This window comes from Pseudomonas putida (assembly GCF_009883635.2).
GTDB classification, from domain to species: domain Bacteria; phylum Pseudomonadota; class Gammaproteobacteria; order Pseudomonadales; family Pseudomonadaceae; genus Aquipseudomonas; species Aquipseudomonas putida_W.
On sequence record NZ_CP026115.2, the window covers coordinates 2379371 to 2403271 of the forward strand.

The following is a 23901-nucleotide window of genomic DNA, read 5'->3' on the forward strand; positions in this document are numbered from 1 at the left end:
CCTAGCAGGTGCTCACTTGATCGCTTCGAGGGTCAGATCCAGGCATTTGCGCGCCTTTTCCACCAGTTCATCCACCTCGGCATGGCTAATCACCAGCGGCGGCGCGATGATCATCGTGTCGCCGACCGCACGCATGATCAGGCCGTTCTCGAAGCAGAAGTTGCGGCACACCATGCCGACACCTTTGCCCTCGTAACGGCTGCGGGTCGCCTTGTCCTTGACCAGCTCGATGGCACCGAGCATGCCCAGGCCGCGCACCTCGCCCACCAGCGGGTGGTCCTGCAGCTCGCGCAGACGTTTCTGCAAGTAGGGTGCCACTTCCGTGCGCGCCTTCTCGACGATCTTCTCGTCACGCAGGATGCGCAGGTTTTCCAAGCCCACTGCGGCCGCTACCGGGTGGCCGGAATAGGTGAAGCCGTGGTTGAAATCACCGCCCTCGCTGAGCACCTTGGCCACCTTGTCACGCACGATCACACCGCCCATGGGGATGTAACCGGAAGTGAGGCCCTTGGCGATGGTCATCAGGTCGGGCTTGAGGTCGTAGTAGTCGGAGCCGAACCACTCGCCAGTGCGGCCGAAGCCACAGATCACTTCGTCGGCGACGAACAGGATGTCGTACTTGGCCAGGATCTCCTTGATCTTCGGCCAGTAAGTTTCCGGCGGAATGATCACCCCACCGGCGCCCTGGATCGGCTCGGCGATGAAGGCAGCGACGTTGTCTTCGCCGACTTCCTGAATCTTCTTCTCCAGCTGCTCGGCAGCCCAGACGCCGAACTCGTCCGGGCTCATGTCACCGCCTTCGCCGAACCAGTACGGCTGCGGAATATGCACGATGCCCGGGATCGGCAGGCCACCCTGCTCGTGCATGCCGCTCATGCCACCCAGGCAAGCACCGGCGAAGGTTGAACCGTGGTAGCCGTTGATGCGGCCGATCATGGTCTGCTTGTGCGGCTTGCCCTTCAGCGCCCAGTAGTGGCGGACCATGCGCAGCACGGTGTCGTTGCCTTCGGAGCCGGAGCCGGTGAAGAACACATGGGTCATGCCTTCCGGCGCAACGTCGGTGATCGCCTTGGCCAGCTCCAGGGCTGGCGGGTGAGCGGTCTGGAAGAACAGGTTGTAGTACGGCAGCTCGCGCATCTGCTTTTCTGCCGCCTGCACCAGTTCTTCACGGCCATAGCCGACCGCCACGCACCACAGGCCGGCCATGCCGTCGAGGATCTTGTTCCCCTCGCTGTCCCACAAATGCACACCCTGCGCCTTGGTGATGATGCGCGGCCCCTTCTCCTTCAACTGCTTGTAGTCAGAGAAGGGTGCAAGGTGGTGCTCGCCGCTCAGGGTTTGCCATTCACGGGTTTGCGGGTTGTTGACGCTCATGTGCCTCTCCATTTTCCGGCGGCCGCACCAGCGGCCTCAGGGTTGATCAGACAGCGAATAGCAGGAATTCACGCTCCCACGAGCTGATGACGCGCTTGAAGTTCTCGTGCTCGGCGCGTTTGGTCGCGACGTAGCCGGTGATGAACTTCTTGCCCAGGTACTGCACCAGCGCACGGCTGTTTTCCATGCGCTCGAGGGCGTCCTCGATGGTCAGCGGCAGGCGCAGGTTGCGGCGCTCGTAGCCACGCCCCTGAACCGGCGCGCTGGCGTCGATACCCTCGACCATGCCGATATAGCCGCACAGCAGGCTGGCGGCGATGGCCAGGTAAGGGTTGGCATCGGCACCCGGCAGGCGGTTCTCGACGCGACGGTTCTGCGGGCCGGCATCCGGTACACGCAGGCCGACGGTGCGGTTCTCCTCGCCCCACTCGACGTTCACCGGCGCCGAGGTGTCGGGCAGGAAGCGGCGGAACGAGTTGACGTTGGGGGCGAACAGCGGCAGCGCTTCGGGGATGAACTTCTGCAGGCCACCGATGTGGTGCAGGAACAGCTCGCTCATGCTGCCGTCTTCATTGCTGAAGATGTTCTTGCCGGTGGCCACATCGACCACGCTCTGGTGCAGGTGCATGGCGCTGCCCGGCTCACCGGTCATCGGCTTGGCCATGAAGGTGGCAGCCACGTTGTGCTTGAGCGCGGCCTCACGCATGGTGCGCTTGAACACCAGGATCTGGTCGGCCAGGTGCAGGGCGTCGCCGTGACGGAAGTTGATTTCCATCTGCGCCGTGCCGTCTTCGTGGATCAGCGTGTCGAGGTCCAGGCGCTGCAGTTCGCACCAGTCGTAGACGTCTTCGAACAAAGGGTCGAATTCGTTGGCGGCTTCGATCGAGAACGACTGGCGGCCGGTTTCCGGGCGGCCAGAGCGACCGACCGGCGGCTGCAGCGGGAAGTCAGGGTCTTCGCTGCGCTTGGTCAGGTAGAACTCCATCTCCGGCGCGACGATCGGCTGCCAGCCCTTGTCGGCGTAGAGCTTGAGGACTTTCTTCAGCACGTTGCGCGGCGACAGCTCGACCGGGTTGCCCTTCTTGTCGTAGGTGTCGTGGATCACCTGGGCGGTCGGCTCGATGGCCCACGGCACGAGGAACACTGCGTCCTGGTCGGGGCGGCAAATCATGTCGATGTCGGCCGGGTCGAGCAGGTCGTAATAGATGTCATCGTCGACATAGTCGCCGGTCACGGTCTGCAGCAGCACGCTCTCGGGCAGGCGCATGCCTTTTTCGGCGATGAATTTGTTGGTCGGCGAGATCTTGCCGCGGGTGATGCCGGTCAGATCGCTGATCAGGCATTCGACTTCGGTGATCTTGTGCTCTTTCAACCAATCGGTGAGCTGGTCGAGGTTGTTACTCATAAATACCTCAGGAGGTAAGGTGGTCCGCGCCCTGATTCTGGATGGAGTAGATTGCTAAAGCAAAAACCCACGCGCAGGCGCACTGTGGATACACTGAAAATAAGCGTGTCCGTAGTGGGATCAAAGGGCAGGAATACGAGAAGAGCAACGAAAAAGCGTTACGGGGTGTGGTCCAGATGCGCAAAGCGTCAATTATTGCGGCCATGCAGGCCACAGCTCGACTGATGCGTTCGGGAACGGCAGGGATACCCGACTGCACTGCGCAGGCAGCGCGTTCAGGTCGCGACAAGCGGACCATGTGACCCTCGTATTATTGTGTTCTGGGTTGAGTCCGAGCTTAGCCTTGTTAAATTTTTTACACAACACCTCCGTAAAAAATAAAACACGGCGTGTCGGAGATAGCCCTTTGCTGGGGAAATAGCGGATAATGGCACGCCCCGATATGCAGCAAATCTGCCGTCGATGTGCCATTTCGAGGCATCATGGGGTTGGCTTGACATCAGTTTGTCTTTTCGATTGACTGGTCCTGCAAGCCCCCCTTGATTGATATTTTTAACAACAAAGGTGTTGCATCATGTCGGTACCCCCGCGTGCCGTTCAGCTTAACGAAGCGAACGCGTTCCTTAAGGAACATCCTGAGGTTCTCTACGTTGACCTTCTGATTGCAGATATGAATGGTGTGGTGCGTGGCAAGCGCATTGAGCGCACCAGCCTCCACAAGGTTTACGAGAAAGGCATCAACCTGCCTGCCTCCCTCTTCGCCCTGGACATCAACGGTTCCACCGTCGAAAGCACCGGGCTGGGCCTGGACATCGGCGATGCTGACCGCATCTGCTACCCGATCCCCGGCACCCTCTCCAACGAACCCTGGCAGAAGCGCCCGACCGCGCAGCTGCTGATGACCATGCACGAACTCGAAGGCGAGCCATTCTTCGCCGACCCGCGCGAAGTGCTGCGTCAGGTGGTGAGCAAGTTCACCGATATGGGCCTGACCATCTGCGCCGCGTTCGAGCTGGAGTTCTATCTGATCGACCAGGAGAACGTGAACGGCCGCCCACAGCCGCCACGCTCGCCAATTTCGGGCAAGCGCCCACAGTCGACCCAGGTGTACCTGATCGACGATCTTGACGAATATGCCGACTGCCTGCAGGACATCCTGGAAGGCGCGAAAGAACAAGGCATCCCGGCCGACGCCATCGTCAAGGAAAGCGCCCCGGCGCAGTTCGAAGTCAACCTGCACCACGTTGCCGACCCGCTCAAGGCCTGTGACTACGCGGTACTGCTCAAGCGGTTGATCAAGAACATCGCCTACGACCATGAAATGGACACCACCTTCATGGCCAAGCCCTACCCGGGCCAGGCTGGCAACGGCCTGCATGTACACATTTCCGTGCTGGACAAAGATGGCAACAACATCTTCACCAGCGAGGATCCCGAGCAGAACGCCGCGCTACGTAATGCGATCGGCGGTGTGCTCGAGACCCTGCCCGCGTCCATGGCTTTCCTCTGCCCGAACGTCAACTCGTACCGCCGCTTCGGTGCACAGTTCTACGTGCCGAACGCACCGAGCTGGGGCCTGGACAACCGCACCGTGGCCCTGCGCGTGCCGACCGGCTCGCCGGACGCCGTACGCATCGAGCACCGCGTGGCCGGTGCCGACGCCAACCCGTACCTGATGATGGCTGCCGTACTGGCCGGCGTGCACCATGGCCTGACCAACAAGGTCGAGCCGGGTGAGCCGATCGAAGGCAACTCGTACGAGCAGCTGGAGCAGAGCCTGCCGAACAACCTGCGCGATGCCCTGCGCGAGCTGGACGACAGCGAGATCCTGAACAAGTACATCGATCCGAAGTACATCGACATCTTCGTCGCGTGCAAGGAGAGCGAGCTGGAGGAGTTTGAGCATTCGATCTCCGACCTCGAGTACAACTGGTATCTGCATACCGTGTAAGCAAAAACGCCGCCCTCAGGGGCGGCGTTTTTCATTCCGGACCGCGTCGCCTGTTTCGCGGGCTTGCCCGCTCCCACAGGTACATCACAGGCTCAAGCATTGTGAGTATCCTGTGGGAGCGGGCGCGCCCGCGAAGAGGCCGGTACAGGCTTACAGGGATTTCTCGAAAATCTTCGAATTGCGCTGGTAGTTGTACAGCGAAGCCCGCGCAGCCGGCAGGCGCTCTACGCCGCTAGGCGCAAACCCGCGTTCACGGAACCAGTGCGCCGTGCGCGTGGTAAGCACGAACAAGGTATTCAACCCCATCTGCCGCGCCCGCCCCTCGATGCGCTCAAGCAGCTCGTCCCCACGCCCGCCATGGCGGTACTCCGGGTTCACCGCCAGGCACGCCAGTTCACCCGCCTGCGAATCGGCAATCGGATACAGCGCCGCACAGGCGATGATCATGCCCTCACGCTCGACCACACTGAACTGCTCGATCTCACGCTCCAGCACTTCGCGCGAACGACGCACCAGAATGCCCTGTTCTTCCAGCGGGCTGATCAACTCCAGTAAACCACCGACATCGTCGATGGTCGCCTCGCGCACCACTTCGAACTGCTCCTGCGACACCAGCGTGCCGCCACCTTCGCGGGTGAACAGCTCGGTCAGCAGTGCACCGTCCTCGGCATAACTGACGATATGGCTACGTGCCACGCCACCTTTGCAGGCCTCGGCGGCGGCATCCAGCAGCTCGCCCTGGTAATCGCTGCCCAGGCGCGCCAGATGCGGGGCGATCTGCTGCGGGCGCAGCTCACGCACCAGCTTGCCGTTTTCATCCAGCAGACCTGGTTCGGCACCGAACAGCAGCAGCTTGTCGGCGCCCAGCTCGATGGCCGCGCGGGTGGCGACGTCTTCGCAGGCCAGGTTGAAAATTTCGCCAGTGGGCGAGTAGCCCAACGGCGACAGCAGCACGATGGAACGCTCGTCGAGCAGGCGGCTGATGCCCTTGCGGTCGACCCGACGCACTTCGCCAGTGTGGTGGTAGTCCACCCCTTCAAGCACGCCGATCGGCCGCGCGGTGACCAGGTTGCCGGAGGCCACGCGCAGGCGCGAGCCCTGCATCGGTGAGGCGGCGATGTCCATCGACAGGCGCGCCTCGATGGCCAGGCGCAGGGCGCCGACGGCATCGATCACGCAGTCCAGGGTGGCGGCATCGGTAATGCGCATGCCCCGGTGGTAGTGCGGGGTCAGGCCGCGGTCAGCCAGGCGGCTTTCGATTTGCGGGCGCGAACCATGCACCAGCACCAGGCGCACCCCCAGGCTGTGCAGCAGCACCAGGTCGTGGACGATGTTGCCGAAATTCGGGTGTTCAACCCCATCGCCGGGGAGCATCACCACAAAGGTGCAGTCGCGATGGGCATTGATGTACGGGGAGGCATGACGTAGCCAGTTGACGTATTCGGGCATGACGGGGCCTGTGGATAAAGTGGACGGAGAACGGTGAATCACACGGCGTTCAGGATCATCGTCGGAACAGGCTTGCGGTCACGCGCGGTCTCCTCTAGGCAAGAACGAATCAGCAGGGTGGAAGTTTAATTCAGGCAGTAGTGCCGGATCAGGTCACGCAATAGACGCACGGTAGGCTCGATTCGTGACATTTCAAGGTATTCGCCGGGCTGGTGGGCGCAGGCGATGTCGCCGGGGCCCAGCACGATGGTCTGGCAACCCAGCTGCTGAAGATAAGGCGCTTCGGTACCGAACGCCACCGCTTCGGCCCGATGACCGGTGAGGCGCTCGGCCACTTGCACCAGCTCGGCATCGGCGGCCTCCTCGAAGGGTGGCACCTCAGGGAACAGCGGTGCGTAGTCGATGCGTACCTCATGGCGCTCGGCCACCGGCTGCAGCTTGCCGCGAATGGCGGCCCGCAGCTGTTCGACATCCATGCCCGGCAGCGGGCGCAGGTCGAACTCCAGGGCGCACTGGCCGCAGATGCGGTTGGGGTTGTCACCGCCATGGATGCAGCCGAAGTTCATGGTGGGCGTAGGCACGGTGAACTGCGGGTTGCTGAAGGTTGCCTGCCACTGCCGGCGCAGGCCCATCAACTCGCCCATCACCTCGTGCATGGCCTCCATCGCGCTGCGGCCCAGGTTCGGGTCGGAGGAATGGCCGCTGCGCCCGAGGATATCGATGCGGTCCATGAGGATGCCCTTGTGCATGCGGATCGGCCGCAAGCCAGTGGGCTCGCCGATCACCGCCGCGCGGCCGAGCGGCTGGCCGGCAGCGGCCAAGGCGCGGGCGCCGGACATGGAGCTTTCTTCATCGCAGGTGGCGAGGATCAGCAGCGGTTGCTTGAAATCGTGCTCCAGCAGCGGGATCACCGCTTCGATGATCAAGGCGAAAAAGCCTTTCATGTCGCAGCTGCCCAGGCCGACCCAGCGGCCATCGGCCTCGGTGAGCTTGAGCGGGTCGCTGGACCACAGCTGTTCGTCGTACGGCACGGTGTCGCTATGCCCCGCCAGCACCAGGCCGCCAGGGCCACTGCCACGGCTGGCCAGCAGGTTGAACTTGCCGGGGCTGACCTGCTGGATATCACAGCTGAAGCCCAGATCGCCCAGCCAGCCGGCCAGCAGGTCGATGACCTGACGGTTGGACTGGTCCAATGCGGGTTGGGTGCAACTGACCGAGGGCGCGGCGATCAAGGCGGCAAACTGGTCTTTCAGCGTCGGCAACGGCATGCGCATACTCCTCGGAAGCGTTGCCCATCATAGGACTATCCGCCGTCTGGAATAAACCGTTGCCGGCCGACTCCTGTAGACTGCCCTGCAACGACGCCCCTCTTTCGAGCCTGTGATGCACAAAGAAACCGAACTTAAGCTCCGCGCCAGCCGCGAGACCCTGGCCGCCCTGCGCGAGCACCCCCTGCTGAAAAAGCGCAACAAGTCCGGCTGGCAGACTCGCGAGCTGCTCAACCAGTACTTCGACACCCCTGAGCGCGACCTCTCCGCCGCCCGTGTCGCCCTGCGTCTGCGCCGTGACGGCGAGGAAGTCATCCAGACCCTGAAGTGCCGCGGCCAGAGTGTCGCCGGTCTGTCCGAGCGCAACGAGTACGAATGGCATCTGGACAAGGTCAAGCTCGACCTGAAAAAGCTCGACGCCACCTGCTGGCCCGAGCAACTGGCCGAGCTGGACAAGAAAACCATCAAGCCGCTGTTCACCACCGATTTCACCCGCGAATACGCCGAGATCAGCTGGGGCCGCGGCAAGAGCAAGGTCGTGATCGAGGCCGCACTGGACCAGGGCTTCGTGATCGCCGGCAAGCGCAAGGAAGAGATCAGCGAGCTGGAACTGGAACTGCGCGAAGGCGCCCCCGAAGCGCTGTTGGAGCTGGCCGCAGAGCTGGCCGCGAGCCTGCCACTGATGCCATGCGACATCAGTAAGGCCGAGCGCGGTTACCGCCTGCTCGAGCCGGACAGCTACGAGCTGGGCCTGCCTTCCACCGAACTGGACGCCGAAATGGCCGTGGACGACGCGTTCACCGCGCTCGCCTGGCAGCTGCTGGGCAGCAGCCAGCGCCTGGCCGAGCAGTACCGCCACAATGGCCACTGGCGCCTGCTGCAGGACTGGGTACAGTGCCTGGCCGAACTGCGTGCACTGGTTGCCAGCCTGGGCCAGGCCGCACCCCGCGCGACCACCCGCGAGCTGCGCGCCAGCCTCGACGTGCTGCTGGAAGATTGGCGCCCGCTGGTGCAGGCCGGCAACGACGACGAAGACATTCGCCGTGCCGCCCCCGAGCAGTTCATCGAAGAGCTTGAAGACGTACGCTGGGGCCAGTTCTCCCTGGAAACCTCGCGCTGGCTGCTGGCCCGTGCCTGGACCGTGGAGCGCAAGGGCCGTGGCGAGCGCCAGGGCAAGGCGCAGCTAGCCAGCTGGCTGGCGCACCTGCTGGGCGAAGAAGGCCGCTCGCTGAAGCTGCCGCTGTACACCCAGCGCCCGGAAGACCTGGCTGAACAGCTGCCGCGTATCGAACAGCTGCTGGCCTGGCTGCACCATGCACGCCAGGTGCTCGAAGCACCGCAGATGGACCGCCTGTACGGCGACCTGAAGAAGCTGCATGAGCTGGCGGAGCTGCCGATCAGCGATGAAGTGCTGGAAGCGCGGATCGAGCAGGCTCGGGCGGTTGATCAGAGCCGGGGCTGGAAGCACCTGCTCAAGGCCTGATACCGCGTTGCCTACTTCGCGGGACAAGCCCGCTCCTACAGGGTTACGGATTTCCCTGTAGCAGCGGGCTTGTCCCGCGAAGGCCTCACCTCGATAGTGGCAGGCTGGTGGTGGACTTGATCTCCGACAGCGCCACGATCGAGTTCACTTCCTGGATCCCTGGCACGTTCGATAGTTTTTCAAAGAAGAAGCGCTCATACGCCTCGATGTCCGAGGTAACGATGCGCAGCAAAAAGTCCACAGCTCCCATCAGCACATAGCACTCCAGCACTTCCGGAAAGCCGCGGATCGCCTCGGTGAATTCGGTGAAGTTGGAGCGGCCGTGAGCGTTGAGTTTCACCTCGGCGAAAATCTGCGTATTCAGGCCGACCTTCTTGCGGTCCAGCAGGGTCACCTGCCCGCGGATCACCCCTTCCTCTTTCAGCCGCTGAATCCTGCGCCAGCAGGGCGATTGCGACAGCCCCACACGCTCGGCGATCTGCGCACTGGACAGCGACGCGTCCTCTTGCAGGAGCTCGAGAATGCGCCGGTCGTAGGCATCTAGTTCGCCTTGCATGAATAATTCCCCTAAATATACTTGTGCAAATTGATTAATCTGCAACACCCGCAATACGCTGGAATCATAGCGAAAAAATACCGACTTCGACGTGCAAGAATTTCTCCCACACTCGCGGAGACCCAGCATGAACGCACTCGAACGCCCCCTGCCCCGCAGCGATGCCTGGGCCGCCAACGCCAGCCACAGTACGGTGCGCTATCGCCTGCAGGCCGAAGCCGAGCCGGATACCCTGTGCCGAGTGCTCAACCTGTTTGCCTTGCAGTCCCTCACGCCGCACAGCGTGCAGGTCAGCCAGCAGGAAGGCGGCGCAAAATCCCGAAATCCTTTGCCTAACCTCGTTCCGGCGGGCAGGGCTAGCCTTGACCCAGGACTCCCCCAAGGCACGGACGCCGCCGATGTTCACTCCCAATGAGCAATCCCTCGATCTCAAGAGCCTGCTGGACGCCTTGCAGGCCGACCAGCACCTGACCGCCACCGACTCATGCCAGGTTCGCGAACAAGCGGCCCGGTACAGTGCTCACCACCCGCTTGAAACCATTGCGGCCCTGGGCCTGGAAGATCGCTGCCAGCCTGGCCAGCTGCTGAACCTGGACGCCCTCTGCCAATGGCTGGCGCAAAAGGTCGGCCTGCCTTACCTGCGCATTGACCCCATGCAACTCGACCTGGCCCAGGTCAATGGCCTGATCTCCCCCGCCTTCGCGCAACGCCACGGCATCCTGATCGTGGCCAACGACGCCAACGCCATCACCGTGGCCAGTGCGGAACCCTACCAGCAGCTGTGGCAGGCCGACCTGGCGCGTAGCCTGGGCAAGCCGATCCGCCGCGTGCTGGCCAGCCCGCTGCAGATTCGCCAACTGGGCCAGTCGCTGTTTCGCTTGGCTCACTCGGTACAAGGCGCTCAGCACCAGCAAGCGACTAGCCTGGGCGAGCTCGAACACTTGCTTGAGCTCGGCAAGCGTCAAGCGGAGGCCACGGCCGACGACGCGCACATCGTGCATATCGTCGACTGGCTACTGCAGTACGCCATCGAGCAACGCGCCAGCGATATCCATCTGGAGCCACGTCGCGAACAAGGCCACCTGCGCTACCGCATAGACGGGCTGCTGCACACGGTCTACGCCTTCCCGGCCAGCGTCACCCTGGCCGTGGTCAGCCGCCTGAAACACCTGGGCCGCATGGATGTAGCGGAGAAGCGCCGCCCGCAGGACGGGCGGGTGAAGAGCAGCCTGCCAGGCGGCAGCGAAGTTGAGTTGCGCCTTTCGACGCTGCCGACGCCCTTTGGTGAAAAACTGGTGTTGCGCTTGTTCGACCCGCGCCAGCTGCAGGAGGACTTCGACCAATTGGGCCTGGAGGGCGAGCCACTGGCCCAATGGCAAACGCTGCTGCAGCGCCGCCAGGGCATCCTGCTGGTCACCGGGCCTACCGGTTCCGGCAAGACCAGCACGCTCTACGCCAGCCTCAAGCAGCTGGCCACGCCGCAGGTCAACCTGTGCACCATCGAAGACCCGATCGAACGGCTGGAGCCGGTGTTCAACCAGATGCAGGTGCAGCCAGCCCTGGGCCTGGGCTTTGCCGATGGCGTGCGCACCCTGCTACGCCAGGACCCGGACATCATCATGATCGGTGAAATCCGCGACCGCGAGACTGCACTGGTGGCGGTTCAGGCTGCGCTCACCGGGCACCTGGTACTCTCGACCCTGCACACCAACGACACCTGTAGCGCCATTACCCGCCTGCTTGAGCTAGGTGTGGCCGATTACCTGATCCGGGCGACCCTGGGCGGGGTCATGGCCCAGCGCCTGGTGCGCCTGCTCTGCCAAGCCTGCCAGGGCCGCCCATCGAGCGATCCTTGCCAGGTCTGTCGAGGCACCGGTTACCGTGGCCGTACCGGCTTGTTCGAACTACTGATCCCGAGCGACAGCCTGCGTGCACGGATAGGCGCCAGCACCGATCTGGCCGAACTGCAACGGCAGGCTCTAGCTGAAGGGTTACAGGATTTGCGCAGCTGTGGGGAGGCGAAAGTGGCCCGTGGGCTGACCCTTTCCGAGGAGGTGCTGCGGGTCTGTTCCTGAGCAAAAAACCCTTGTATTCAAGGAACTTGCGCCCATTTTGCGGGATCAAAACGACCATTCCCAACCCTCACCCTTCGAGGTGTTTCATCATGCGTCTCAAAACCGCCATCGCAGCTGCTGCCTTGCTTTCGCTGCCTGTTGGCTCTGCCATGGCCGATACCTTCTGGCGTAACGTAATGACTTCCGGCGCAACCACCGCGTCGAGCTACATCACTTCGCACGACCACAAGCTGGTGCTCGCGGCGCAGGATGACGCCGGCAGCTTCGTCGCCAGCGAGGGTGCGATTCGCGGGCCGTTCCTGGAGCAGGCGCTGCAGCAGGTGCGTGCCGAGAACCCAGGGATGCAGGCCTCGGATATGGAACTGGCCAACGCCATCCTGGCCAAGAACGCGGTAGCCGAGTAACCGCGTCGTCTGCTTCGCGGGCAAGCCCGCGAAGCATCCAGCACCGATCCCAAGCCTTACCGGTAAGCCTCCACCGGCACGCAAGCACAGAACAGATTCCTGTCCCCATACACGTTGTCGACCCGGTTCACCGCTGGCCAGTACTTGTGCAGGCGCACGTGGGCGCTGGGCGCAACCGCCTGCTCCAGGCTGTAAGGCCGGTTCCACGGCGCCAACACATCGGCCAGGGTATGCGGCGCATGCTTGAGCGGGTTGTCTTCCGCCGGCCAGTTACCCTCCTGCACCTCGGCAATTTCTGCCCGAATCGCCAGCATCGCCTCGACGAAGCGGTCGAGCTCGGCCTTCGACTCGCTTTCGGTGGGCTCGACCATCAAGGTTCCCGGTACGGGGAATGACATGGTCGGGGCGTGGAAGCCATAGTCCATCAGGCGCTTGGCGACGTCCTCCTCGGTAATGCCGGTCTGCGCCTTGAGTGGCCGCAGGTCGAGGATGCATTCGTGGGCCACGCGCTGGTTGCGTCCGCGGTACAGCACCGGGAACGCGCCGCCGAGCTGGCTGGCCAGGTAGTTGGCCGAGAGGATCGCCACTTCGCTGGCATCAGCAAGCTGTGGGCCCATCATGGCGATGTACATCCAGCTGATCGGCAGGATGCTCGCACTGCCCCAAGGCGCGGCGCTGACCGCAGTGTTGTTCGGGTCCAGGCCCGGAACGGGTACTACCGGGTGGCTGGCGACGAACGGCTTCAGATGAGCGCGGATGCCGATCGGCCCCATGCCTGGGCCGCCACCGCCATGGGGGATGCAGAACGTCTTGTGCAGGTTCATGTGCGAAACGTCGGCACCGATATCCGCAGGTCTCGCCAGGCCGACCTGAGCGTTGAGGTTGGCGCCATCCATGTACACCTGTCCACCGTGCTGGTGCACCACCTCGCAGATCTCGCGGATGCCTTCTTCGTACACGCCATGGGTCGAGGGATAGGTGACCATCAGGCACGACAGCCTAGCCCCGGCGGCATGGGCCTTGGCCTTGAGGTCTTCGAGGTCGACGTTGCCAGCATCGTCGCAATCGACGATTACCACCTCCATGCCCGCCATCTGCGCGGAAGCCGGGTTGGTACCATGGGCCGACGACGGGATCAGGCACAGCGTGCGCTGAGGCTCATGGCGGCTGCGGTGATAACGGGTAATGGCCATGAGCCCGGCGTATTCGCCCTGGGCGCCGGAGTTGGGTTGCATGCAGATGGCATCGAAGCCGGTAATGGCGCACAACCAGCTTTCCAGCTCGTCGATCATCGCCTTGTAGCCCGTGGCCTGTGCGGCGGGCGCAAAGGGGTGAAGCTGAGCGAACGCAGGCCAGGTGATGGGGATCATCTCGCTGGTGGCGTTGAGTTTCATGGTGCAGGAGCCGAGCGGGATCATCGACTGGTTCAGTGCCAGGTCCTTGTTTTCCAGCTGCTTGAGGTAGCGCAGCATCTCGGTTTCGCTGTGGTGCAGGTTGAACACCGGGTGGCTGAGGAACGGCGTGCGGCGCACCAACGTAGCGGGAATGCCTTCGGGCAGCGCGTGCTGGTCAAGCGTGGCAATATCCAGGCCATGATCGACGCCCAGGAAAATGTCGAGCAGCCGCAGCACGGTGGCTTCGTTACAGGTTTCGTCCAGGCTCACGCCCAGATGGCCGCGCCCCAGAATGCGCAGGTTGATGCGGGCGGCCTCGGCACTTTCGATGATCGCCGCCTGAGCGCCGCCGACGTCCAGGGTCAAGGTGTCGAAAAAGTGCTGATTGAGACGCTTGATGCCTTTGGCCTCAAGGCCTGCGGCCAGCACGAAGGTCAGCCGATGCACCCGCTGAGCGATGCGCTGCAGGCCTTCCGGACCGTGATACACCGCATAGAAACTGGCGATGTTGGCCAGCAGCACCTGGGCGGTGCAGATGTTGGAGTTGGCCTTTTCGCGGCGGATATGCTGCTCACGCGTCTGCAGGGCCATGCGCAGAGCCGTGTTGCCACGGGCATCGCGGGATACGCCAATGATGCGCCCGGGCATCGCCCGCTTGTAGTCGTCACGGCAGGAGAAATAAGCCGCGTGCGGGCCACCGTAGCCCATCGGTACACCAAAGCGCTGGGTCGAACCCAGCACCACATCGGCGCCGAGCTCACCGGGCGGTGTCAGCATCACCAGGCTGAGCAGGTCGGCGGCCACGCAGGCCACGGCCTGCTGGCTGTGCAACTGGTCGATCAATGGGCGCAGGTCACGCACTTCGCCGTGGGTGTCAGGGTATTGCAGCAACGCCCCGAAGACCTGGTGCTTGGCAAGGTTATCCACAGTGTCGACGATCAGCTGGAAACCGAAGCCTTCCGCGCGGGTTTTCAGTACCGACAACGTCTGTGGATGGCAATGCTCGTCGGCAAAGAAGGCGTTGCTCTGGTTGCGCGCCACTCGCTTGGCCAGGGCCATGGCTTCGGCAGCGGCGGTGGCTTCATCGAGCAACGACGCATTGGCCAGGGCCAGCCCGGTGAGGTCGATGACCATCTGCTGGAAGTTGAGCAGCGCCTCCAGACGGCCTTGGGCGATTTCCGGCTGATAGGGCGTGTAGGCGGTGTACCAGCCGGGGTTCTCCAGCACGTTGCGCAGGATGACCGTGGGCGTGACGGTGCCGTGGTAGCCCATGCCGATGAGGCTGGTCCACACCTGGTTCTGCTCGGCGTAGCCGGCGAGCTTGGCCAACGCAGCCTGTTCATCCAGGGCTGGCGGCAGGTCAAGGGCGCGGTTAAAGCGGATGCCTGGCGGCACGGTCTGCTCGATCAGCTCGCTGCGGCTGTTGAGGCCGAGGATGCTGAGCATCGCCTGCTGCTCCGAGGCATCGGGCCCCAGGTGGCGGCGCAGGAAAGGGTTGAGCTCTTGCAGTTGATGCAGGGATGGCGACTGGGACATGTCGACGCTCTCTTCCTAGACCAGGTCTCATGGAGACTTATAAGTCTAGGAAGGATTGCCGATTCTGCGGGGAATCTTGCATGGCAAGGCCGGCCTCTTCGCGGGACAAGCCCGCTCCTACAGGATAAACACAGCCATGAGGTCGGTGCTATTCCTGTAGGAGCGGGCTTGTCCCGCGAAGCAGGCGACGCGGTCTTACTCGCCGATCAGTGCCTGATAGCCAGCAGCATCCAGCAGCTTGTCCAGCTCCGGCTTATCGCTTGGCTTCAGCTTGAAGATCCACGAATCGTAAGGTTCTTCGTTGAGCAGTTCCGGGCTATCGGCCAGTTCTTCATTGACCGCGATCACTTCGCCGGCAACCGGGGCGTAGATGTCGGAGGCGGCCTTGACCGACTCGACCACGCCAGCTGCGTCGCCAGCAGCGAACACCTTGCCGACTTCGGCCAGCTCGACGAACACCACGTCACCCAGCGCTTGCTGGGCGTGGTCGCTGATACCCACGGTCACAGTGCCGTCAGCTTCCAGGCGTGCCCACTCGTGGCTTTCGGCGAAACGCAGATCGGCGGGGATATTGCTCATGTCTTGAATTCCTCGTTTGGGTCAGCGGTTCGGCCCGCCGTTGAATGTTCAGATCAAAATCTTGCCGTGGCGCACGAAGGTCGGTTTGACCACCCGCACCGGGTACCATTTGCCGCGAATCTCGACCTCGGCACGGTCACCGGTAGCCATGGGCACGCGCGCCAAGGCAATGGACTTGCTCAGCGTAGGCGAGAAACTACCACTGGTGATCTCCCCTTCGCCAATCCCGGCTACACGCACCACCTGGTGGGCACGCAGAACGCCGCGCTCTTCCAGCACCAGGCCAACCAGTTTTTCCTGCACACCACGCTCGATTTCCGCCAACAGCCCGGTACGGCCGACGAAGTTGCGTTCGGCGGGTTTCCAGGCAATGCACCAGCCCAGGTTGGAGGTCAGCGGGGTATGGCTTTCATCGATGTCCTGGCCGTACAGGTTCATGCCGGCCTCCAGGCGCAGGGTGTCGCGCGCGCCCAGGCCGCTCGGCGCGATGCCAGCGCCGACCAGGTCGTTGAAGAACGCTACCGCCTCATCACCCGGCAGGATGATTTCCAGGCCGTCTTCACCGGTGTAGCCGGTACGGGCGATGAACCAGTCACCTTCGGCAACACCTTCGAACGGGCGCAGTTCACGGATCAGCGCGGCGCGCGCAGGGCTGAGCAGCGCGGCGACTTTCTCGCGGGCATGGGGGCCTTGGATGGCGAGAATCGCGAGGTCGGGGCGAACGTCGAACGAGGCGCTGAAACCGGCACACTGGCGCTGCAGCCAGTCGATGACCTTGGCCCGCGTGGCCGCGTTGGTAACCAGGCGGTAGCCGCCTTGTGTGCGGTAGACGATCAGGTCGTCTATGACCCCGCCGTCTTCGTTGAGCAACGGGCTGTACAGCGCCTTGCCGGTGCCGTCGAGACGGGCTACGTCGTTGGCCAGCAGACGTTGCAGCCAGGGCGTGGCGTCGTCGCCGGTGATGTCGATGACCGTCATGTGTGACACATCGAAGACACCGCAGTCGCTGCGCACCTGATGGTGCTCCTCGACCTGCGAGCCATAGTGCAGCGGCATGTCCCAGCCGCCGAAATCGACCGTCTTGGCACCGAGCGCCAGGTGCAAGTCGTACAAAAGCGTGCGCTGTCCCATGGGTTTCTCCTTCCGGGCGTGGCGAAGCGGCGGCGGTCGATGACGTTTAATCGTCAGCTCTTCTTGTAGGACCCGCCGCGCGAATGCCGCGCATTGTAGCCGCAAGGGCGCAAGCTGGCATCCTCAGTGACTGTGACCCGTACGCCGAGCGGAACGGCGAATCAGCCCGATGACCGGCAGCAGCCCTACCAGCACCAAGGTCAGCGCCGGCAGCGAGGCGCGCGCCCACTCGCCTTCGCTGGTCATCTCGAACACCCTGACCGCCAGGGTGTCCCAGCCAAACGGGCGCATCAGCAAGGTGGCAGGCATTTCCTTGAGCACGTCGACGAACACCAGCAACGCGGCGCTCAAAGCCCCGGGCACCAGCAGCGGCAGATACACCTTGAAAAACAAACCCACGCCACCGACGCCGAGACTGCGCGAAGCCTCCGGCAATGAGGGCCGAATACGTTCCAGGCTGCTCTCCAATGGGCCATAGGCCACGGCGATGAAGCGCACCAGGTAAGCCAGCAGCAAGGCGGCCAGGCTGCCCAGCAGCAGTGGCTTGCCCGCGCCGCCCAACCAGGTCGACAGCGGAATGACCAGCTGATTATCCAGGTAACTGAACGCCAGCATGATCGACACCGCCAGCACCGAGCCGGGCAAGGCATAGCCCAGGTTGGCCAGGCCAACGCCGGCACGAATGCCGCCCGTCGGCGCCTGACGGCGGGCGAAGGCCAGCAGCAGGGCCACGCAAACGGTGAGCAGAGCGGCCATGCCGCCCAGGTACAAGGTATGCACCACCAGGCCGACATACCGCTCGTCCAGATCATGCCGACCGCGCTGCCAGAACCACGCCAGCAACTGCAGCAGCGGAATGACGAATGCGCAGGCGAACACCAACAGGCACCAGCCGCTGGCCAGCAGCGCCTTGAACCCGCGCAAGTGGTAGAGCGCCTGCCCGCGCGGTCGCTCGTTGCCGCTGCGGGTCGCGCCACGGGCGCGGCGCTCGCCATACAGCACCAGCATCACCGCCAAAAGCAGCAGGCTGGCCAGCTGGGCCGCACTGGACAGGCTGAAAAAGCCGTACCAGGTTTTGTAGATGGCCGTAGTGAACGTGTCGAAGTTGAACACGGCCACTGCGCCGAAATCGGCCAGGGTCTCCATCAGCGCCAGGGCGATACCCGCACCAATCGCAGGCCGCGCCATCGGCAGCGCCACCCGCCAGAAGGCCTGCAGGGGTGACAGGCCCAGTACCCGCGCAGCCTCCATCAAGCCCTTGCCCTGGGCCAGGAACGCCGTGCGCGCCAGCAGGTAGACGTAGGGGTAGAACACCAGCACCAGCACGATGATCACCCCACCCGTAGAGCGTACACGTGGCAGGCGCATGGGCCCGAACACTTCGCGCAAGGCGCTCTGCACGGGGCCGGAAAAGTCGAGCAGGCCGACAAAGACGAACGCAAGCACGTAGGCCGGAATGGCGAACGGCAGCATCAGCGCCCAGTCGAGCCAGCGTCGGCCAGGGAACTCGCAGAGGCTGGTGAGCCAGGCCAGGCTGACGCCGAGCAGGGTGACTCCGATTCCTACGCCGACCAGCAGCGTCGCGGTATTGCCCAGCAGGCGGCCCATCTGGGTGTCGAGCAGGTGCGACCAGATCTGCAGGTCGATGGACTGCCAGGACAGCAGCAGCACACTCAGGGGCAGGAGAACCAGGGCGGCGGTCAGGGTGACCGGGAGGTACCAGCGGCGTTGGAGGGTGTGGGGCAAGGTTGAATGTCTCTGTGGCTGGTTTGCGACCGCTTTGCGGTCGTTCGCGGGGCAAGCCCGCTCCTACAGGGGCCCTTGCAGGCCCCCGGAGGATAACTCAGTTCCAGCCAGCCCGATCCATCAGGCGAATAGCTTCGGCCTGGCGCTTGCCAGCCACCTCCACCGGAATGCTGTCGGCCTTGAAGCTACCCCAGGCTGCCACTTCATCCGACGGCTTGACCTTCGGGTTAGCCGGGAATTCCTGGTTGATGTCGGCGAACAGCTTCTGCGCCTCCTCGCCAGTCATCCACTCGACCAGCTTCTTGGCGGCTTCCGGGTGCGGCGCATGCTTGGTCAGGCCGATGCCCGACAGGTTGACGTGCACGCCACGGTCACCCTGGTTGGGCCAGAAGATCTTGACCGGCAGTTTCGGGTTCTGAGCATGCAGGCGGCCGTAGTAGTATGTGTTGACCACGCCCACATCGCACTGACCGGCCTCGATGGCCTGGATCACCGAGTTATCGTCGGAGAACACATCGGTGGCCAGGTTGCCGACCCAGCCTTTGACGATCTGCTCGGTCTTGGCCTCGCCGTGGTTCTCGATAAGCGTGGCGGTCAGCGACTGGTTGTACACCTTCTTCGCGGTGCGCAGGCACAGGCGGCCTTCCCAGTGCTTGTCGGCGAGGGCTTCATAAGTGGTCAGCTCGGCCGGCTTGACCCGCTCGGTGGAGTAGACGATGGTCCGTGCACGCAGGCTCAGGCCGGTCCAGTCATGGGACGAAGCGCGGTACTGCGGGGGGATGTTCTGGTCGATGATGTCCGACTTGATTGGCTGCAGGATGCCCATCTGCTCGGCCTGCCAGAGGTTGCCGGCATCGACGGTGAGCAGCAGGTCGGCCACGCCGTTCTCGCCCTCGGCCTTGATGCGCTGCATCAACGGGGCTTCCTTGTCGGTGATGAACTTGACCTTGACCCCGGTCTTGGCGGTATAGGCATCGAACACCGGCTTGATCAGCTCGTCGATGCGCGAGGAGTACACCACCACTTCGTCCGCCGCCTGGGCGGTGCCGCCTAACAGGGTCAGGGCCAGGGCGGCCAGTAGGGGCTTGCGTGGCAACATGGAAAGCACTCCTCGGATCGTATGAGAGGTGCAAATGGTAGTGAATCCCATTTTCCAGCTCATCATCCGAGCAGTTACCGGATGTTGCAAAGATTCGTGTAGGAGCGGGCTTGTCCCGCGAACACCGGCAAAGCCGGTGCCATGCACCGTGTTGCCTGCTTCGCGGGACAAGCCCGCTCCTACACGAGTTTTATACAATCAGGCCTTGGCCAGTTCCGGCAAGTCCCCGGTCAGCCCCAACGCCTGGCGCACGAACAACGCCTTGGCCTCCGGCATCTGCTCCACCAGCTTCAATCCGCTGTTACGCAACCAGCGCAGCGGCAACGGATTGGCCTGGAACAACCGCTCGAAGCCTTCCATCGCCGCCATCAACGCCAGGTTGTGCGGCATGCGCCGGCGCTCATAACGGCTGAGCACTTTCACATCTGCCAACCGTTCACCGCGCTCGCAGGCATTCTCCAGCACCTCGGCCAGCACTGCGGCGTCGAGGAAGCCCAGGTTGACGCCCTGCCCGGCCAGCGGGTGAATGGTATGCGCGGCATCGCCGATCAACACCAGCCCTTCGTCCACGTAGCGCTTGGCGTGGCGCTGGCGCAACGGCACGCAAACGCGCGGGTCGGCCTCCAGCACATCCCCCAGACGCCCCTCGAAGGCGCGTTCCAGGGCCTTGAGGAAGGCCTGTTCATCCAGTGCCATGATCTGCTCGGCCTGCTCCGGCGTGGTCGACCAGACGATCGAGCACCAATCCTGCTTGCCGTCACGCGACAGTGGCAGAAACGCCAGCGGCCCCTCATCGGTGAAACGCTGCCAGGCGGTGGCCTGGTGCGCAGCACTGCAGCGCACGCTGGTAACGATCGCGTGGTGCAGGTAATCCCATTCGCGGGTCTCGCAGCCGGCCAGGCGGCGCACTGCCGAGTTGGCTCCGTCGGCGGCCACCACCAGCGGTGTACGCAACTGGCGGCCGTCGGCCAGGGTCAGCAGCCATTCGTCACCGGAGCGGCGCAGCTGCTCCAGGCGGGCATTGGGCAGCAGGCCAATGTCGCTGTCGTGCAGGCGCTCCAGCAGACCGTCCTGCACCACCCGGTTCTCGACGATATGGCCAAGTACCTGGGCATGCACGCTGGCTGCCGAGAAATGAATCTGGCCGGTACCGCTGCCGTCCCATACATGCATGTCGGAATACGGCGACACGCGCCGCCCGGCGATGCCTTCCCAGGCACCCAGGCGTTCGAGGATGCGCTGGCTGGCCGCCGACAGGGCACTGACCCGCGGCTCGAACGGTGCGGCTCCATCGAACGGTTTCACCGACAGCGGGCCGCCATCGAGCAGGAGAATTTCCAGGCCGCTGTGGCGAAGCGCCAGGGCCAGGGCGCTGCCGACCATACCGGCACCGACAATCAACAGATCTGCGCGCATTTCCATGCCTTACGCCTGCCTCGCTTGCGGCTTGAGCCGCACGTATAGGGTTTTATCGACCCGTGCCACCAGTTCGCCGGCTTCGTCACGGATATCGACCTGCACACGCGGCAGGTACTTCTTGCCGGTGGCGGTCTGCTGGCGGATCTCGTCCAGCAGCGCGTCATCGACGTGGAATTCGGCGTACACCGTGCCCTTGCCCGGGGCGATGAAATCGATGCTGGCAGCCTTGTCCCAGACAATGTACTCGCGGCCCAGCTGCTCGATCAGCAGCAGCATGTAGAACGGGTCGACCATCGAGTACAGGCTGCCGCCAAACTGGGTGCCGACATAGTTGCGGTTCCAGCGGGTCAGCTTCATGCGTACCTTGACGCTGCGCATGTCAGGGCTGATGTGCTGGATGCGGATACCGGCACCGATGTAGGGCGGGTAAAGGTTCAGCAGCCAGCGCAACATGCGCGCCCGGCGCGCCAGCCTTCGCGGGTTGCTCATGCCTGACCCCGCGGATCGGGGCGGGTGCCGAGGCCCATGGCCTGGCGGGCGAACCAACTTTTTGCCGGTGGCAGCAGGTCGAGCCCGAGCAGGCCGATATTGCGCCCGGCCGCCAGCAGCGGCTGGTTGCTGCCGAACAGGCGGGTGACCTGGTCGGAGAAGCCGATGGTCAGGGCCTGGTCGAGGCGCTGGCGCTGGTGATAGGCCAGCAGGCTGGCAAGATCACCCGGATGCTGCGGGCCGGCCAGCAGCGCATCAGCCAGCGACTGCACGTCACGCAGCGACAGGTTGAAGCCCTGCCCGGCAATCGGGTGCAGGCTGTGCGCGGCGTTGCCCAGCACCACCAGGTGTGGGCGTACCTGCTCCTGAGCTTCAATCAGCGCCAGCGGGTAGAGATGCCGGGCACCGACCTGGCGCAGGGCGCCGAGGCGATAGCCAAAGGCATCCTGCAGCTCGCGCAGGAAACTGCGCTCGTCGATTTCGGCCAAGCGCCTGGCATCCATACCCTGCCGCGTCCAGACCAGCGCGCAGCGGTTTTCCGGCAAGGGCAGCAAGGCCATCGGGCCTTGCTCGGTGAAGCGCTCGAAGGCTTGGCCGCAGTGGGCCTCGCCCGGGGTGATGTTGGCGATCAGCGCGCTCTGCTCGTAGGGCGTACGGCGCACATGGATACCCAGCTGCTCGCGCAGGCCGGAGCGGCCACCGTCAGCCAATACCGCCAGGTCGCATTCCAGGCTGGTGTCGTCGTCCAGCAGCAGGCGGTAGCCACCTTCGATGGCCTGCATCGCCTTCACTTCGGCCGGGCAGCGCCAGCTCACCACCTCGCTGTCCAGCCCTTGCCACAGGCATTGGCCGAGCCAGGCGTTCTCCACCACGTAACCCAGCGCCGGCACGCCCTCTTCCATGGCATCCAGGCGGGTAGCACCGAAACGGCCCCGATCAGAGACCTGGATCTGCCGGATCGGCTCGGCGCGCGGGCTGATGGTTTGCCACAGGCCAAGGTGCTGGTAGATCTGCCGGGTGCCGAAAGACAGCGCCGAGGAACGTGCGTCGTAACTGGGCTGGAAGCTGTCGCCGGGGGCGAACGGCTCGATCAGCAGGATCTTCCAGCCGCGTGCCTTGGCGCCGGCCTGCAGGGCCAGGGCCAGGCTTGCACCGACCAGACCGCCACCGATAATCGCCAGGTTGACCCGATTCATGCCGCGTCCTTACGTGCAGCCTGCATCAGCGCCTCGATCTCGGCGACCGTGCGGGGCACGCCCGAGGTCAGAATGTCACAGCCTTGCCTGGTCACTACCACGTCGTCCTCGATCCTGATGCCGATGCCGCGCCACTTCTTCGCGACCGACTCGTTGTCGGCGGCGATGTAGATACCCGGCTCTACTGTCAGCGCCATGCCGGGCTCCAGCACCCGCCACTCGCCACCGACCTTGTATTCACCGACATCGTGCACATCCATGCCCAGCCAGTGCCCGGCACGGTGCATGTAGAAGGCCCGGTAGGCCTCGCTGTCGATCAGCGCCTGCACCTCACCCTTGAGCAAGCCGAGTTCCACCAGGCCTTCGGTGATGACTCGCACGGTCGCCTCGTGGGCGTGGTTCCAGTGCTTGCCCGGGGCGATCTCGGCAAAGGCGGCGGCCTGGGCCTTGAGCACCAGCTCGTAGATGGCCTTCTGCTCGGGCGAAAAGCGCCCGCTGACCGGGAAGGTACGGGTGATATCGCTGGCGTAGCAGTCGATCTCGCAACCGGCATCGATCAGCACCAGGTCACCGTCCTTGAGCGGGGCATCGTTCTGCTGATAGTGCAGGATGCAGCCATTGCGCCCGGCGGCGACGATCGAGCCGTAGGCAGGCATCTTCGCCCCACCCTTGCGGAATTCGTAGTCCAGTTCGGCTTCCAGGCTGTACTCGTGCAACCCTGCGCGGCAGGCCTGCATGGCCCGCACGTGGGCGCGCGCAGAGATCTCGGCGGCGGCACGCATCACCTTCACTTCCGCTGCCGATTTATACAGGCGCATGTCGTGCAACAGGTGATCCAGCGCAACGAACTCGTTCGGCGGCTGAGCACCGAGGCGCGCCTTGGAGCGGATCACGTTGATCCAGTCCATCAAGCGGCGGTCGAACTCAGCGTTGCTGCCCATGGCGCTGTAGACCCGTTCGCGGCCTTCGATCAGGCCCGGCAGGATCTCGTCGATGTCGGTGATCGGGAAGGCATCGTCCGCGCCAAAGTCACGGACTGCGCCTTCCTGGCCGGCTCGCAGCCCGTCCCATTGCTCACGCTCCGGGTTGCGCTCACGGCAGAACAGCACGTATTCGCCATGCTCGCGGCCAGGTATCAGTGCGATCACCGCCTCTGGCTCGGGGAAGCCGCTGAGGTACTGGAAATCGCTGTCCTGACGGTACACGTGCTCGACATCGCGGTTGCGGATGGCAACCGCGGCAGCCGGCAGGATGGCAATGCTGTTGGGGACCATCTGCGCCATCAGCGCCTTGCGCCGACGGGCATACTCGGCCTTGGGTATGTGGCTCATGGGCAGGACTACCCCC

General features: G+C 63.9%; 19 protein-coding genes. 5 read left to right on the top strand and 14 right to left on the bottom strand.

Annotation, left to right across the window (positions count from 1 at the left end):
* Positions 1-12: 12 nt before the first annotated feature.
* A complete protein-coding gene (locus C2H86_RS10855; protein WP_159412554.1) occupies positions 13-1374 on the bottom strand; it encodes an aspartate aminotransferase family protein in 1362 nt (453 codons plus the stop codon).
* Between the two features lie 46 nt (positions 1375-1420).
* Positions 1421-2779, bottom strand: a complete 1359-nt coding sequence (locus C2H86_RS10860; protein WP_159412555.1) for a glutamine synthetase family protein — start codon at positions 2777-2779, stop codon at positions 1421-1423.
* Between the two features lie 574 nt (positions 2780-3353).
* Here C2H86_RS10860 and C2H86_RS10865 point away from each other — a divergent pair.
* Entirely contained in the window at positions 3354-4730 is a 1377-nt protein-coding gene (locus C2H86_RS10865; protein WP_159412556.1) for a glutamine synthetase family protein, read from the top strand.
* Positions 4731-4880: 150 nt separating this feature from the next.
* Here the strand turns inward: C2H86_RS10865 and argA are convergent, their stop codons facing one another.
* Both argA and argE read right to left on the bottom strand, forming a co-directional pair.
* On the bottom strand, positions 4881-6179 hold the full coding sequence (gene argA, locus C2H86_RS10870; RefSeq protein WP_110632713.1) for an amino-acid N-acetyltransferase: 1299 nt from the start codon (positions 6177-6179) through the stop codon (positions 4881-4883).
* A gap of 125 nt (positions 6180-6304) precedes the next feature.
* The gene (gene argE / locus C2H86_RS10875; RefSeq protein ID WP_159412557.1) at positions 6305-7447 is read right to left on the bottom strand and encodes an acetylornithine deacetylase; all 1143 of its coding nucleotides are present in this window, start codon (positions 7445-7447) and stop codon (positions 6305-6307) included.
* A 115-nt stretch (positions 7448-7562) separates the two neighbouring features.
* Between argE and C2H86_RS10880 the strand changes: the two genes are divergently transcribed.
* Positions 7563-8930, top strand: coding sequence for a CYTH domain-containing protein (locus tag C2H86_RS10880; protein ID WP_159412558.1), 1368 nt, complete (start codon positions 7563-7565; stop codon positions 8928-8930).
* An 85-nt stretch (positions 8931-9015) separates the two neighbouring features.
* Here C2H86_RS10880 and C2H86_RS10885 read toward each other — a convergent pair whose 3' ends face one another.
* Positions 9016-9486: an Lrp/AsnC family transcriptional regulator gene (locus C2H86_RS10885; RefSeq protein WP_079230134.1), complete on the bottom strand. Its 471-nt coding sequence runs from the start codon at positions 9484-9486 to the stop codon at positions 9016-9018.
* Between the two features lie 127 nt (positions 9487-9613).
* On the opposite strand from C2H86_RS10885, the gene C2H86_RS10890 reads away from it, so the two are divergent.
* From C2H86_RS10890 to C2H86_RS10900, 3 genes are all read left to right on the top strand, one after another.
* On the top strand, positions 9614-9901 hold the full coding sequence (locus tag C2H86_RS10890) for a hypothetical protein (protein ID WP_159412559.1): 288 nt from the start codon (positions 9614-9616) through the stop codon (positions 9899-9901).
* Positions 9885-11561 (top strand): GspE/PulE family protein, encoded by a 1677-nt coding sequence (locus C2H86_RS10895; protein ID WP_159412560.1) that lies wholly within the window; start codon positions 9885-9887, stop codon positions 11559-11561. The genes C2H86_RS10890 and C2H86_RS10895 overlap by 17 nt, the downstream gene beginning before the upstream one ends.
* Positions 11562-11650: 89 nt before the next feature.
* The gene (locus C2H86_RS10900) at positions 11651-11965 is read left to right on the top strand and encodes a DUF2388 domain-containing protein (protein ID WP_110632695.1); all 315 of its coding nucleotides are present in this window, start codon (positions 11651-11653) and stop codon (positions 11963-11965) included.
* Positions 11966-12021: 56 nt separating this feature from the next.
* On the opposite strand, the gene gcvP is transcribed toward C2H86_RS10900, so the two are convergent.
* The 9 genes from gcvP to pepP form a co-directional block, all read right to left on the bottom strand.
* Entirely contained in the window at positions 12022-14895 is a 2874-nt protein-coding gene (gene gcvP, locus C2H86_RS10905; protein ID WP_159412561.1) for an aminomethyl-transferring glycine dehydrogenase, read from the bottom strand.
* Positions 14896-15090: 195 nt separating this feature from the next.
* Entirely contained in the window at positions 15091-15474 is a 384-nt protein-coding gene (gcvH, locus tag C2H86_RS10910) for a glycine cleavage system protein GcvH (RefSeq protein WP_159412562.1), read from the bottom strand.
* A gap of 48 nt (positions 15475-15522) precedes the next feature.
* Positions 15523-16605: a glycine cleavage system aminomethyltransferase GcvT gene (gene gcvT / locus C2H86_RS10915; RefSeq protein WP_159412563.1), complete on the bottom strand. Its 1083-nt coding sequence runs from the start codon at positions 16603-16605 to the stop codon at positions 15523-15525.
* A gap of 123 nt (positions 16606-16728) precedes the next feature.
* Positions 16729-18351 carry an ABC transporter permease gene (locus tag C2H86_RS10920; protein ID WP_159412564.1) on the bottom strand — a complete coding sequence of 541 codons (1623 nt, stop codon included), beginning with the start codon at positions 18349-18351 and terminating at the stop codon, positions 16729-16731.
* Between the two features lie 97 nt (positions 18352-18448).
* Positions 18449-19450, bottom strand: a complete 1002-nt coding sequence (locus C2H86_RS10925; RefSeq protein ID WP_159412565.1) for an extracellular solute-binding protein — start codon at positions 19448-19450, stop codon at positions 18449-18451.
* Positions 19451-19648: 198 nt separating this feature from the next.
* Positions 19649-20866, bottom strand: a complete 1218-nt coding sequence (locus C2H86_RS10930; protein WP_205524620.1) for a 2-octaprenyl-3-methyl-6-methoxy-1,4-benzoquinol hydroxylase — start codon at positions 20864-20866, stop codon at positions 19649-19651.
* Positions 20867-20875: 9 nt separating this feature from the next.
* On the bottom strand, positions 20876-21358 hold the full coding sequence (locus C2H86_RS10935) for a DUF4442 domain-containing protein (RefSeq protein WP_159412567.1): 483 nt from the start codon (positions 21356-21358) through the stop codon (positions 20876-20878).
* Positions 21355-22554 (bottom strand): 2-octaprenyl-6-methoxyphenyl hydroxylase, encoded by a 1200-nt coding sequence (gene ubiH, locus C2H86_RS10940; protein WP_159412568.1) that lies wholly within the window; start codon positions 22552-22554, stop codon positions 21355-21357. The genes C2H86_RS10935 and ubiH overlap by 4 nt, the downstream gene beginning before the upstream one ends.
* Complete coding sequence (pepP, locus tag C2H86_RS10945) at positions 22551-23885, bottom strand: Xaa-Pro aminopeptidase (RefSeq protein WP_103446186.1); 1335 nt, start codon at positions 23883-23885, stop codon at positions 22551-22553. The genes ubiH and pepP overlap by 4 nt, the downstream gene beginning before the upstream one ends.
* Positions 23886-23901 lie beyond the last annotated feature (16 nt).

What these genes read in the sequence shown, in the direction of transcription:
- C2H86_RS10855 (WP_159412554.1), bottom strand. Translation starts at nt 1,374, where the DNA reads ATGAGCGTCAACAACCCGCAAACCCGTGAATGGCAAACCCTGAGCGGC.
- pepP (WP_103446186.1), bottom strand. Translation starts at nt 23,885, where the DNA reads ATGAGCCACATACCCAAGGCCGAGTATGCCCGTCGGCGCAAGGCGCTG.
- ubiH (WP_159412568.1), bottom strand. Translation starts at nt 22,554, where the DNA reads ATGAATCGGGTCAACCTGGCGATTATCGGTGGCGGTCTGGTCGGTGCA.
- C2H86_RS10895 (WP_159412560.1), top strand. Translation starts at nt 9,885, where the DNA reads ATGTTCACTCCCAATGAGCAATCCCTCGATCTCAAGAGCCTGCTGGAC.
- C2H86_RS10925 (WP_159412565.1), bottom strand. Translation starts at nt 19,450, where the DNA reads ATGTTGCCACGCAAGCCCCTACTGGCCGCCCTGGCCCTGACCCTGTTA.
- C2H86_RS10880 (WP_159412558.1), top strand. Translation starts at nt 7,563, where the DNA reads ATGCACAAAGAAACCGAACTTAAGCTCCGCGCCAGCCGCGAGACCCTG.
- C2H86_RS10865 (WP_159412556.1), top strand. Translation starts at nt 3,354, where the DNA reads ATGTCGGTACCCCCGCGTGCCGTTCAGCTTAACGAAGCGAACGCGTTC.
- argE (WP_159412557.1), bottom strand. Translation starts at nt 7,447, where the DNA reads ATGCCGTTGCCGACGCTGAAAGACCAGTTTGCCGCCTTGATCGCCGCG.
- gcvH (WP_159412562.1), bottom strand. Translation starts at nt 15,474, where the DNA reads ATGAGCAATATCCCCGCCGATCTGCGTTTCGCCGAAAGCCACGAGTGG.
- argA (WP_110632713.1), bottom strand. Translation starts at nt 6,179, where the DNA reads ATGCCCGAATACGTCAACTGGCTACGTCATGCCTCCCCGTACATCAAT.
- C2H86_RS10890 (WP_159412559.1), top strand. Translation starts at nt 9,614, where the DNA reads ATGAACGCACTCGAACGCCCCCTGCCCCGCAGCGATGCCTGGGCCGCC.
- C2H86_RS10885 (WP_079230134.1), bottom strand. Translation starts at nt 9,486, where the DNA reads ATGCAAGGCGAACTAGATGCCTACGACCGGCGCATTCTCGAGCTCCTG.
- C2H86_RS10930 (WP_205524620.1), bottom strand. Translation starts at nt 20,866, where the DNA reads ATGCGCGCAGATCTGTTGATTGTCGGTGCCGGTATGGTCGGCAGCGCC.
- C2H86_RS10935 (WP_159412567.1), bottom strand. Translation starts at nt 21,358, where the DNA reads ATGAGCAACCCGCGAAGGCTGGCGCGCCGGGCGCGCATGTTGCGCTGG.
- gcvP (WP_159412561.1), bottom strand. Translation starts at nt 14,895, where the DNA reads ATGTCCCAGTCGCCATCCCTGCATCAACTGCAAGAGCTCAACCCTTTC.
- gcvT (WP_159412563.1), bottom strand. Translation starts at nt 16,605, where the DNA reads ATGGGACAGCGCACGCTTTTGTACGACTTGCACCTGGCGCTCGGTGCC.
- C2H86_RS10860 (WP_159412555.1), bottom strand. Translation starts at nt 2,779, where the DNA reads ATGAGTAACAACCTCGACCAGCTCACCGATTGGTTGAAAGAGCACAAG.
- C2H86_RS10900 (WP_110632695.1), top strand. Translation starts at nt 11,651, where the DNA reads ATGCGTCTCAAAACCGCCATCGCAGCTGCTGCCTTGCTTTCGCTGCCT.